The organism is Streptomyces sp. SID1328, assembly GCF_009865595.1.
GTDB lineage: Bacteria > Actinomycetota > Actinomycetes > Streptomycetales > Streptomycetaceae > Streptomyces > Streptomyces griseoluteus.
Map to the genome: position 1 here is coordinate 1 of NZ_WWKH01000704.1, position 11,918 is coordinate 11,918.

The window sequence follows — 11,918 nt, forward strand, 5'->3', positions numbered from 1 at the left end:
CGGCGGGCGAGGCGTGGGGCGAGCACGGAGACGACGAGCAGGACGCCGGTGACGACGATCTGCGACTGCGCGGAGACGTTGAGCAGGCTCATCACGTTCTGGAGGGCGCCGAGCAGGAAGACCCCCGCGATGGCGCCGCCGAGGGTGCCCCGGCCGCCGTCGAAGCTGATCCCGCCGAGCAGCACGGCCGCGACGACGGAGAGTTCGAGGCCGGTGGCGTTGTCGTAGCGGGCACTGGCGTAGTGCAGGGCCCAGAAGATCCCGGTGGCCGAGGCCAGCAGGCCGGTGGCGGTGAACAGCCACAGCTTGTGCCGCCTGACCCGGACACCGGCGAACCGGGCCGCCTCCTCGTTGGCACCGATGGCGAACAGGGCTCGCCCGAAGGGGGTGGCGTGCAGGACGAGGACGGCCACGGCGAGCAGCAGCAGGAAGGGGGGCAGGGCGTACGGGACGAAGGTGCCGCCGATGCGGCCCGCCGCGAAGTCGATGTACTGGCCGGGGAAGTCGGTGACCGCGTCGGAGCCGAGGACGATCTGCGCGATGCCCCGGTAGGCGGCCATGGTGCCGATGGTGACGGCCAGGGACGGCAGCCCGAGCCGGGTCACCAGCAGCCCGTTGACCAGCCCGCAGACCACGCCGAGCAGCAGGCACAGCGGGATGATCGTCTCGATCGCCATCCCCGCGTTCCACAGGGCGCCCATCACCGCGCCGGACAGCCCGGCGGTGGAGGCCACCGAGAGGTCGATCTCCCCGCAGACCACGAGCAGCGTCATCGGCAGGGCGATCAGCGCGATCGGCAGCGTGTTGCCGATCAGGAACGACAGGTTGAGGGCGTTGCCGAAGCCGTCCACGAAGGAGAAGGACAGCAGGAGCAGGACGAGCAGCAGGGCGCCGACGACCGTGTCCCAGCGGACGGCGCGCGCGAGCGGCGAGTCAGTCATGGCGGAGGTCCCTCCGGTTCGGCGCGGACCGTTTCTTCAGGGCGCGGGCGACGCGCAGCGCCACGATCCGGTCGACGGCGATGGCGAGCACGAGCAGGACGCCGTTGATGGCGAGCACCCATACGGAGCTGACGCCGAGCGCGGGCAGCACGCTGCCCACGGTGGTGAGCAGCAGGGCGCCGAGCGCCGCGCCGTACATGCTGCCGGAGCCGCCGGTGAAGGCAACCCCGCCGACCACCACCGCGCTGACGACGGTGAGTTCGTAGCCGCTGCCGGTGGAGCTGTCGACGTTGCCGAAGCGGGCCAGGTAGAGCGCGCCGGCGAGTCCGGTGAGGGCCCCGCAGGCGACGTAGGCGGCGAGGACGCGCCGACGTACGGGGATGCCGGCGAGCCGTGCCGCCTCCGGGTTGGAGCCGAGGGCGTACAGCTCGCGGCCGCCGCCGAAGCTGCGCAGGTAGTAGGCGGTGGCGACGAGCACGGCGAGGGCGATCAGGGCGAGGTACGGGACCGCGGACAGGCCGCCTGAGCCGAAGTCGGTGAAGGTGCCGGGAAGGTCGGAGGCGGTGATCTGGCGGGAGCCGACCCAGATGGAGTCGGCGCCCCGGACGATGTACAGCGTGCCCAGGGTGACGACGAGTGCCGGGACCCGGCCGAGGCTGACGAGGGCGCCGTTCAGCAGACCGCACCCCCCGCCGAGGACGACCGCGAGCAGCACCGCCACCAGGGCGCTTCCGCCTCCCTGCAGGAAGTCCCCGGCGGCGAAGGCGGTGAGGCCCAGCACGGAGCCGACGGACAGGTCGACATTGCGGGTGATGACCACCAGCGCCTGGCCGGAGGCGACGAGCACCAGGATCGTCGCGTTGAGCAGCAGGTCCTTGACGCCCTGCTCGGAGAGGAACTCCCGGTTGTCCGCCTGGGTGACGGCGACCATCACCAGCAGGACCGCCAGGATGGCGAGTTCGCGGAGCCTGAACACGCGGTCCAGCAGCCGGGTCTGCACCGCCGTGCCCGGCTCGACGGGGGGTGCGGGGGTGTGTCCGGTGACGGTCATCGCGCCCTCCCGGTGGCCGCCGCCAGTACGGATTCCTCGGTGGCGTCCGCGCGGGGCAGCTCGGCGGTGAGCCGCCCTTCGTGCATGACGAGGACGCGGTCGGCCATGCCGAGGATCTCCGGCAGGTCGGAGGAGATCATCAGCACCGCGACGCCGTCGGCGGCGAGCCCGGACAACAGCCGGTGCACCTCGGCCTTGGTGCCGATGTCGATGCCCCTGGTCGGCTCGTCCACGATCAGCACCCGGGGCCGGGTCGCGAGCCACTTGGCGAGGACGACCTTCTGCTGATTGCCACCGGACAGGGTGCCCACGGCGTCCGCGATCCGGGCGTACTTGACCTTCAGCCGGACCGCCCAGTCCAGCGCGCGGCTGCGCTCCGCGCCCCGGTCCATCAGCCCGGCCCGCACGGTCGAACGGAGCCCGGTCAGGCCGATGTTGCGCTCGATGGACATGTCCATCACCAGCCCTTGGGCGCGCCGGTCCTCCGGTACCAGGACCAGCCCGGCGGCCATGGCGGCGCTCGGGGAGCCGTTGGTGAGCGGGCGGCCGCAGACCTCGGCCGTTCCGGCGTCCCACTTGTCGACGCCGAAGACGGCGCGCGCGACCTCGCTGCGACCGGCGCCGACCAGACCGGCGAGGCCGACGATCTCACCGCCGCGCACCTCGAAGGACACATCGGTGAAGACTCCCTCGCGGGTCAGCCTCCGCACACTGAGCGCCACTTCACCGGGCTCGGCCGGTTCCTTGGGGTACAGCTCGCCGAGGTCCCGGCCCACCATGCGGCGGACCAGAGCGTCTTCGGTGAGATCCCCGACCGGCTCGGAGGCGACCACCTCGCCGTCCCGGAGGGTGGTGACGTACTGGCACAGACCGAAGATCTCCTCCAGCCGGTGCGATACGAACAGGACTGCGCAGCCCTGGTCCCGCAGGGCGCGTACGACACCGAAGAGGCGGGCCACCTCGCTGCCGGTGAGGGCGGCGGTCGGCTCGTCCATGATGAGGACGCGGGCGTCGAAGGAGAGCGCCTTGGCCGTCTCGACGAGCTGCTGGTCGGCGATGGAGAGGCCGCGCGCGGGCCGCTCGGGGTCGAGGTCCACCGCGAGGCGGGCGAAGAGCGCACCGGCGGCGGCGTTCATGGCCCGGTGATCCACGCGCCGCAGGGAGCGGCGGGGCTGGCGGCCCATGTATATGTTCTCGGCCACGGACAGGTCGGGGAAGAGCGTCGGTTCCTGGTGGATGACGGCCACCCCTGCGTCGCGGGCGTCGGCCGGGCCGTGCAGGACGACCGGCTCGCCGTTCAGCGAGAGGACACCGGTGTCGGGCCGGTGCACCCCCGCGAAGGTCTTGATCAGGGTGGACTTCCCGGCGCCGTTCTCGCCCGCGAGGGCGTGGACCTGGCCGGCGTACAGCTCCAGGGAGACGTTGCGCAGGGCGCGCACGGCGCCGAAGGACTTGCTCAGGCCCTGCACGGCCAGGACGGGGGGCTCTGGCATGGGTCACACCGATCGGTCGGTCTGAAAGGTTTCAGGGAATTGCAGGGAAGCTAAGCCCGCCCCAACTATCGAGTCAATGGGCGGGACTTGAAAATGCCAGAGGATGCCCGGCGTCCTTGACGGAGCCCGCCGCTGCCCCTAGCTTCACCTTCTGTGAAACGATTCATCACCGAGTCGTTACGGAGCCGACCATGATCAGCAGAAGACGACTGTTGGGCACCACCGCCGGTACCGCCCTCGCCGCCACCCTGGCCCCGGGCGCCACAGAAGCCCAGGCCGCACCCCGCGCCGGGCACCCCGCCATCCGGGTCTCCCGGCCGACCGTGGAGTACGTGCGCAACCCCCTGGGTCTCGACACCCCCCGGCCAAGGCTCAGTTGGCCGATGGCGCCCGAGGGGCACGACCAGACACAGAGCGCTTATCAGATCCGGGTCGCCACCCGGCCGGACCGCCTGACCGCGCCGGACGTGTGGGACAGCGGCAAGGTGAAGTCCGCCGACTCGGTCCTGGTCCCCTACGCGGGGCCGGAGCTGAGGGCGCGGACGCGCTATCACTGGCAGGTCCGGGTCTGGGACGGCATGGGCCGCGTGGGCGCCTGGAGCGAGCCGGCCTCGTGGGAGACGGGTCTCACGGCCGCCTCCGACTGGACGGCACGCTGGATAGCCGCCCCGAGCAAGCTGGTGGGGGCGCCTTCTCTGCAGGGCGCTTCCTGGATCTGGTTCCCCGAGGGCGACCCGGCGAGCGGCGCCCCGGCCGCCACGCGCTGGTTCCGGGCCCGGGTGGAGGTCCCGGCCGGGGTGACGCGCGCCCGCCTGGTCATGACGGCCGACGACGGCTTCACCGCCCACGTGAACGGCGTGCCCCTCGCGCACACCGAGCCGGACGGCCCTGCGGAGAACTGGAAGCGCCCGGTCGTCGTGGAGGCCCGACTGGACCCTGGACCGGCGGTGTTCGCCGTGGCCGCGACCAACGCCACCGAGAGCCCGGCCGGTCTGCTCGGTCTGATCGAGCTGACCACCCCGTCCGGTGTGCGCACTGTCGTGACCGACGCGTCGTGGAAGACGGTGGCCGAGGAGCCCACGGGCGACTGGCGTTCGGCCGACTACGACGACAGTGCCTGGCCGGCGGCCAAGGTCGTCGCCCCCTGGGGGCAGGGCCCTTGGGGCAAGGTGACCGCCGCCTGGTCCCCCGCCGCGCAGTTGCGCCACGAGTTCCGCCTCCCGGCCGGGAAGACCGTCGCCCGGGCGCGCCTGTACTCCTCCGCGCTCGGCCTCTACGACGCCCACCTCAACGGCGCACGCGTCGGCGAGGACCGCCTCGCACCCGGCTGGACGGACTACCGCGAGCGCGTCCAGTACCAGACCCACGACGTGACGGACCGCCTCACCTCCGGCACCAACGCCCTCGCCGTGACTCTCGCGGCGGGTTGGTACGCGGGCAACATCGCCTGGTTCGGGCCGCACCAGTACGGCGAACGCCCGGCTTTCATAGGGCAGCTGGAAGTGACCTACACCGACGGCTCGACGGACCGCGTGCTGTCGGACTCCCGCTGGCGTGCGACCACCGGGCCGGTCACCGGCGCGGACCTGCTCTCCGGCGAGGACTACGACGCCCGTCTGGAGACACCGGGCTGGACGCGGGCGGGCTTCGACGACACCGGCTGGACGCCCGTCGACGAGGCCGACAAGGTGGCGGCGAAACTGGTCGCCCAGGTCGACGGCCCGGTCCGGGTCGAGCGCGAGGTCGCCGCCAAGAAGGTCACGGAACCCCAGCCCGGTGTGTTCGTCTTCGACCTGGGCCAGAACATGGTGGGCGCGGTCCGGCTGCGCGTCCGGGGTGAGGCGGGCACCTCGGTACGGCTGCGCCACGCGGAGGTTCTGAACCCCGACGGCACGCTGTACACCGCGAACCTGCGCACCGCGCGGGCCACGGACACCTACGTCCTCAAGGGTGGCGGCACCGAGATCTTCGAGCCGCGCTTCACCTTCCACGGCTTCCGGTACGTCGAGGTCACCGGCTTCCCCGGCAGGCCGCCGCTCGACGCGGTCACCGGCCGGGTGCTGCACACCTCGGCCCCCTTCACCATGTCCTTCAAGACCAATGTGCCGATGCTCAACCAGCTGCACAGCAACATCACTTGGGGTCAGCGCGGCAACTTCCTCTCCGTCCCGACGGACACCCCGGCCCGCGACGAACGGCTCGGCTGGACCGGTGACATCAACGTCTTCGCGCCGACGGCCGCCTACACCATGGAGTCGGCGCGCTTCCTCACCAAGTGGCTGGACGACCTGCGCGACGGCCAGTCGCCGGACGGCGCCTTCCCGAACGTGGCCCCCGTGATGGACGTCGGCGTCGGCGCGGCGGGCTGGGGCGACGCCGGGGTGACCGTGCCGTGGGCGTTGTACCGGATGTACGGGGACGTACGGGTGCTGGAGCGGGCCTGGGCGTCGATGGTGCGGTGGCTCGACTACCTGAAGGCGCACAGCACCGGGTATCTGCGGCCCGACGAGGGCTACGGGGACTGGCTGAACCTCCAGGACGAGACCCCCAAGGACGTGATCGGCACCGCGTACTTCGCGCACAGTGCCGATCTGGTGGCGCGGGCGGCCGAGGCGCTGGGCCGGGACCCGGAGCCGTACCGGACGCTCTTCGGACAGGTGCGGGACGCCTTCCGGGCCGCGTACGTCACCGGGGGCGGCCGGGTGAAGGGGGACACGCAGACGGCGTACGTCCTGGCGCTGTCCACGGACCTGCTCTCCGAGGCCGACCGCGCGGCCGCGGCAGCCCGGCTGGTCGAGCTGATCGAGGCGCGGGACGGGCATCTGTCCACCGGCTTCCTCGGCACCCCGAGGCTGCTGCCCGTGCTCACCGACACCGGGCACACCGAGGTCGCCCACCGGCTGCTGACCCAGCGTTCGTACCCCGGCTGGGGCTATCAGATAGACCGGGGCGCGACCACGATGTGGGAGCGCTGGGACTCCATCAAGCCCGACGGCAGCTTCCAGGACGCCGGGATGAACTCTTTCAACCACTACGCGTACGGCTCGGTCGGCGAGTGGATGTACGCCCACCTCGCCGGCATCGCCCCCGCCGCGCCCGGTTTCCGGAAGATCCTGGTGCGGCCCCGCCCGGGCGGGGGTGTGACCGAGGCCCACGCCCGGTTCGACTCGGTCTACGGCCCGGTCTCCACCGACTGGACGACGGGCGAGGAGGGGTTCCGCCTCACCGTCTCCCTGCCGCCCAATACCACCGCCGAGGTGTGGATACCCGAGGGTCGCCGGAAGGCCCGAGTCACAGGCGCCACGGCCACGTTGCTGCGCCGGGAGGACGGCTGCGCCGTCTTCGCCGCGGGCTCGGGCACCCACCGGTTCGCCGGCTGACCACCATCCTCCAGAAGGGCTGCGCGATGACCAGTAAGGACGAGCCCCGCTCGCGGGAGGCCGTGAAGGCGGCGCTGAGCACCCAGGCCGTCGAGACCCCGTCCTGGGCGTACGCGAACTCCGGCACGCGCTTCAAGGTCTTCGCGCAGCCCGGCGTGCCCCGTACCCCCTTCGAGAAGCTGGACGACGCGGCCCGTGTGCACGCGCACACCGGAGCGGCGCCGACCGTCGCCCTGCACATCCCGTGGGACCGCGTGGACGACTACGGCGAACTGGCCGAGTACGCCGTGAAATTGGGTCTACGGATCGGGACGATCAACGCCAACGTCTTCCAGGACGACGACTACAAGCTGGGCTCGGTCACCAATCCGGACCCCGCGGTGCGCCGCAAGGCGGTCCGGCACCTGCTGGACTGCGTGGAGATCATGGAGGCGACCGGGTCGCGGGACCTGAAACTCTGGTTCTCCGACGGCACCAACTACCCCGGCCAGGACGACCTCCGGACCCGCCAGGACCGGCTCGCCGAGGCCCTGCGCACGGTGTACGACCGGCTGGGCGACGGTCACCGGATGCTGCTGGAGTACAAGCTCTTCGAGCCCGCCTTCTACGCCACCGACGTGCCCGACTGGGGCACCGCCTACGCGCACTGTCTCCGACTCGGGCCACAGGCACAGGTGGTGGTCGACACCGGGCACCACGCGCCCGGCACCAATATCGAGTTCATCGTCGCCACCCTGCTCCGCGAGGGGCGGCTCGGCGGCTTCGACTTCAACTCCCGCTTCTACGCGGACGACGACCTGATGGCGGGCGCCGCGGACCCCTTCCAGCTCTTCCGCATCATGTACGAGGTGGTGCGCGGCGGCGGCCTCACCCCGGACGTGGCCTTCATGCTCGACCAGTGCCACAACATCGAGCCGAAGATCCCCGCGATCATCCGCTCGGTGATGAACGTCCAAGAGGCGACCGCCAAGGCGTTGTCGGTCGACGCCGCAGCCCTGGCCGACGCCCAGCGCACTGGTGACGTGCTGGCGGCCAACGGGGTCCTGATGGACGCGTTCAACACGGATGTACGACCGTTGCTCGCCGAGGTACGCGAAGAGGCGGGACTCGATCCCGATCCGATGGCCGCCTACCGGCGTTCGGGCTGGGCGGAACGGATCGTGGCGGAGCGGGTCGGGGGCGAGCAGGCGGGGTGGGGCGCATGACACGGCAGGACGACGTGGTGGGCGAACTCCTGACCCGTGCACACCGGTTGGGAGCCGACCCGCGCAACACCAACTACGCCGGCGGCAACGCCTCCGCGAAGGGCACCGCCGTCGACCCGGTGACCGGTGACGACATCGGACTGCTGTGGGTCAAGGGCTCGGGCGGCGACCTCGGCACCCTCACCCCTGAGGGCCTGGCCGTGCTGCGCCTGGACCGGCTGCGGGCGCTCGCGGGTGTCCATCCGGGAGTCGAGGCCGAGGACCGGATGGTCGCCGCCTTCGACTACTGCCTGCACGGCAAGGGCGGTGCCGCCCCGTCCATCGACACCGCCATGCACGCCCTGGTGGACACGGCCCATGTGGACCATCTGCATCCGGACTCCGGTATCGCGCTCGCCTGCGCGGCGGACGGCGAGAAGCTGACCGCCGAGTGCTTCGGTGAGCAGGTGGTGTGGGTGCCGTGGCAACGGCCCGGCTTTCAGCTCGGGCTCGACATCGCCCGCGTCAAGGAGGCCAACCCGCGCGCGATCGGGGTGATCCTCGGCGGGCACGGCATCACCGCCTGGGGCGACACCTCCGCCGAGTGCGAGCGCAACAGCCTGCACATCATCCGCACCGCCGAAGCCTTCCTGGCCGCGCGCGGCAGGGCGGAGCCCTTTGGGCATCTGCTCGCGGAGTACGCCCCGTTGGAGCCGGCCGCGCGCCGGGAGCGGGCGGCCGCGCTGGCCCCCACGGTCCGCGCGCTCGCCTCCCGGGACCTGCCGCAGGTCGGTCACTTCGACGACTCCGCCGAGATCCTGGAGTTCCTGTCGCGTGCCGAGCACCCGAGGCTGGCCGCGCTCGGCACCTCCTGCCCGGACCACTTCCTGCGCACGAAGGTCCGCCCTCTCGTCCTCGACCTGCCCCCGGCCGCGCCACTGGACGAGGTGCTGGCACGGCTGCGGGATCTGCACGCCGCCTACCGCGAGGAGTACGCGGCCTACTACGCCCGGCACGCGGGCCCCGACTCCCCCGCGATGCGCGGCGCGGACCCCGCGATCGTGCTGGTTCCCGGCGTCGGCATGTTCTCCTTCGGCCGGGACAAGCAGACGGCGCGGGTCGCGGGCGAGTTCTACCGCAACGCCGTCAACGTGATGCGCGGGGCCGAGGCGGTGTCGTCGTACGCGCCCATCGAGGAGCGGGAGAAGTTCCGCATCGAGTACTGGGAGCTGGAGGAGGCCAAGCTGCGCCGGATGCCGAGGCCGCGCCCGCTGGCCACCCGGATCGCGCTGGTGACGGGCGCCGGCTCCGGTATCGGCCGGGCCATCGCGCACCGGCTGGCCGCCGAGGGGGCCTGTGTGGTCGTGGCCGACGTCAAGGGCGCGGAGGCGGTGGCCGAGGAACTGGGCGGGGCGGACCGGGCGGTCGCGGTCACGGTGGACGTGACGAGCGAGGAGCAGATCGCCGCCGCGTTCCGCCGGGCGGTGCTGGCCTTCGGCGGGGTGGACCTGGTCGTCAACTGCGCCGGGATCTCCGTGTCGAGGCCGCTGCTGGAGACGACGGCACGGGACTGGGATCTCCAGCACGCCATCATGGCCCGCGGCTCCTTCCTGGTCTCCCGCGAGGCGGCACGGGTGATGACCGAGCAGCAACTCGGCGGCGACATCATCTACATCGCGTCCAAGAACTCGGTGTTCGCGGGCCCGGACAACATCGCCTACTCGGCGGCCAAGGCCGACCAGGCCCATCAGGTACGTCTTCTGGCGGCGGAGCTGGGCAAGCACGGGATCCGGGTGAACGGCGTCAACCCGGACGGTGTGGTGCGCGGCTCCGGCATCTTCGCGGGCGGCTGGGGCGCCCGGCGCGCGGCGGCCTATGGCATCCCGGAGGACGAGCTGGGCGCGTTCTACGCCCGCCGCACCCTGCTGGGCCGCGAGGTGCTGCCCGAACACGTCGCCAACGCGGTGTTCGCGCTGACCGGCGGGGACCTGACCCATACGACGGGTACGCACATCCCGGTCGACGCGGGTGTGGCGGCCGCGTTCCTGCGGTGACCGCCCAGAACGCGTACGCCGCCGTCGACCTGGGCGCCTCCAGCGGCCGGGTCATGGTCGGCCGGGTCGGACCGGACACCCTCCGCCTCACGGAGGCCCACCGCTTCCCGAACCGCCCGGTACGCCTGCCGACCGGGCTGCACTGGGACGTGCTCGGCCTGTACGCCGGTGTCCTCGCCGGCCTGCGTGCGGCGGGACGCCTGGCCCGGCTCACCTCGGTCGGCATCGACTCCTGGGCAGTGGACCACGGCCTGCTGGACGCCGACGGCGCCCTCCTCGGCAACCCGGTGCACTACCGGGACACCCGTACCGAGGGCGTCCCCGAGCAGGTGTGGGTGAAGCTGCCGCCGACGGCGCTGTACGCGCACACGGGACTCCAGCACGCCCCCTTCAACACGCTGTACCAGCTCGTCGCGGCCCGGAACAGCGCGCAACTCCGGGCGGCAAAACAGGCGTTGCTGATCCCGGACCTGCTGACGTACTGGCTGACGGGGACGCGCGGCACCGAGCTGACCAACGCCTCGACCACCCAGCTGGTCGACCCGCGTACCCGTACCTGGTCGCACGAGGTGGCGGACCGGGCCGGCATCGACCTGGCGCTCTTTCCCCCGCTGCGCCTGCCGGGCACCCCGGCGGGGCCGCTGCTGCCCGCCGTGCTGGAGGAGACGGGGCTGACCGCGCCGGTGCCCGTGACCACGGTGGCCTCGCACGACACGGCGTCAGCCGTCGCCGCGGTTCCGGCCGCCGCCGGGGAACGGTTCGCGTACGTCTGCACCGGCACCTGGTCCCTGGCGGGGGTCGAACTCGACTCCCCCGTGCTGACGGAGGAGAGCAGGCTGGCCAACTTCACCAATGAACTCGGCCTGGACTCCACGGTTCGCTATCTGCGCAACATCATGGGCCTGTGGCTCCTCCAGGAGTGCCTGCGCGCCTGGGGTGAGCCGGACCTCGGCCCGCTCCTCGACGCGGCAGCGGCAGCGGAGCCGCTCCGGTCGGTCGTGGACGCGGGCGACCCGGAGTTCCTGGCCCCCGGCCGGATGCCGGACCGTATCGCCGCCGCCTGCCGGGCCACCGGGCAGCCGGTGCCCGAGGGCCGGGCGGCGACCGTCCGTTGCGTCCTGGACTCCCTCGCCCTGGCCCACCACCGGGCCGTTGACGACGCCCAGCGCCTGTCCGGACGCTCCGTGGACGTCGTACGCGTGGTCGGTGGGGGCGCGCGCAACGCGTTGCTCTGCCAGCTCACCGCCGACGCGTGCGGGCTCCCGGTCGTCGCGGGCCCGACCGAGGCGGCGGCCCTGGGCAACGTGCTCGTCCAGGCCCGCACGCACGACGACACCGGCGCGTCCCTGGCCGAGCTGCGCGCACTGGTGGCCCGTACCCAGCCGCTGAGCCGGTACGAACCGCAGGGCACGACGCGTGTGTGGCGGGCGGCCGGTCAACGGCTGGGCCGGGGTCGGACTCCGGTGGCGGTCACGGCCGAGGAGTAGACGGCGGTTCGCATCGCGCTGGAAGGGCTCATGTCACTCCTCACCCGTTTGCGGACCGGGAAAGCGCCGGGCACACAGCCGGGGGCGGCGGCCTGAGAGCCCACACCGACGGGCAAAAAATCGCAGGTGGGACTACCTGTGAAGCGAGGGACGGCCGCGCGGATGCCGCGCGCCCGGCACCCGGCACGGCAGGGCGGTGGGGGCGTGGCCGCCACGCACATGGGAGAGACTGGGACCCCGGCCCGATTCCGGCGGGCCGGGGCTCCACAGTATGTGCCCGGTTACGGCCTAGTACTCGTCGTGGTGACGCTTGACCACCCGGAAGCTG

General features: G+C 72.3%; 7 protein-coding genes. 4 read left to right on the forward strand and 3 right to left on the reverse strand.

Annotated features, from left to right (window positions below; all coding sequences use genetic code 11):
• The 3 genes from GT030_RS22600 to GT030_RS22610 form a co-directional block, all read right to left on the reverse strand.
• A partial coding sequence (locus GT030_RS22600; RefSeq protein WP_161202654.1) for an ABC transporter permease occupies positions 1-941 on the reverse strand: 941 nt, incomplete at its 3' end.
• The gene (locus GT030_RS22605; protein WP_161202655.1) at positions 934-1,992 is read right to left on the reverse strand and encodes an ABC transporter permease; all 1,059 of its coding nucleotides are present in this window, start codon (positions 1,990-1,992) and stop codon (positions 934-936) included. The genes GT030_RS22600 and GT030_RS22605, both read right to left, overlap by 8 nt.
• Positions 1,989-3,485 carry a sugar ABC transporter ATP-binding protein gene (locus GT030_RS22610; protein WP_161202656.1) on the reverse strand — a complete coding sequence of 499 codons (1,497 nt, stop codon included), beginning with the start codon at positions 3,483-3,485 and terminating at the stop codon, positions 1,989-1,991. The genes GT030_RS22605 and GT030_RS22610 overlap by 4 nt, the downstream gene beginning before the upstream one ends.
• Before the next feature lie 191 nt (positions 3,486-3,676).
• Between GT030_RS22610 and GT030_RS22615 the strand changes: the two genes are divergently transcribed.
• The 4 genes from GT030_RS22615 to GT030_RS22630 are packed head-to-tail and all read left to right on the forward strand — an operon-like array spanning position 3,677 to position 11,590.
• Entirely contained in the window at positions 3,677-6,865 is a 3,189-nt protein-coding gene (locus GT030_RS22615) for an alpha-L-rhamnosidase (protein ID WP_161202657.1), read from the forward strand.
• Between the two features lie 26 nt (positions 6,866-6,891).
• Positions 6,892-8,070, forward strand: coding sequence for an L-rhamnose isomerase (gene rhaI / locus GT030_RS22620; protein ID WP_161202658.1), 1,179 nt, complete (start codon positions 6,892-6,894; stop codon positions 8,068-8,070).
• The gene (locus GT030_RS22625; protein WP_161202659.1) at positions 8,067-10,103 is read left to right on the forward strand and encodes a bifunctional aldolase/short-chain dehydrogenase; all 2,037 of its coding nucleotides are present in this window, start codon (positions 8,067-8,069) and stop codon (positions 10,101-10,103) included. Before rhaI ends, GT030_RS22625 begins: the two co-directional genes overlap by 4 nt.
• A gap of 53 nt (positions 10,104-10,156) precedes the next feature.
• Complete coding sequence (locus tag GT030_RS22630) at positions 10,157-11,590, forward strand: rhamnulokinase family protein (protein ID WP_161202660.1); 1,434 nt, start codon at positions 10,157-10,159, stop codon at positions 11,588-11,590.
• Positions 11,591-11,918 lie beyond the last annotated feature (328 nt).

What these genes read in the sequence shown, in the direction of transcription:
- GT030_RS22625 (WP_161202659.1), top strand. Translation starts at nt 8,067, where the DNA reads ATGACACGGCAGGACGACGTGGTGGGCGAACTCCTGACCCGTGCACAC.
- rhaI (WP_161202658.1), top strand. Translation starts at nt 6,892, where the DNA reads ATGACCAGTAAGGACGAGCCCCGCTCGCGGGAGGCCGTGAAGGCGGCG.
- GT030_RS22605 (WP_161202655.1), bottom strand. Translation starts at nt 1,992, where the DNA reads ATGACCGTCACCGGACACACCCCCGCACCCCCCGTCGAGCCGGGCACG.
- GT030_RS22610 (WP_161202656.1), bottom strand. Translation starts at nt 3,485, where the DNA reads ATGCCAGAGCCCCCCGTCCTGGCCGTGCAGGGCCTGAGCAAGTCCTTC.
- GT030_RS22615 (WP_161202657.1), top strand. Translation starts at nt 3,677, where the DNA reads ATGATCAGCAGAAGACGACTGTTGGGCACCACCGCCGGTACCGCCCTC.
- GT030_RS22630 (WP_161202660.1), top strand. Translation starts at nt 10,157, where the DNA reads ATGGTCGGCCGGGTCGGACCGGACACCCTCCGCCTCACGGAGGCCCAC.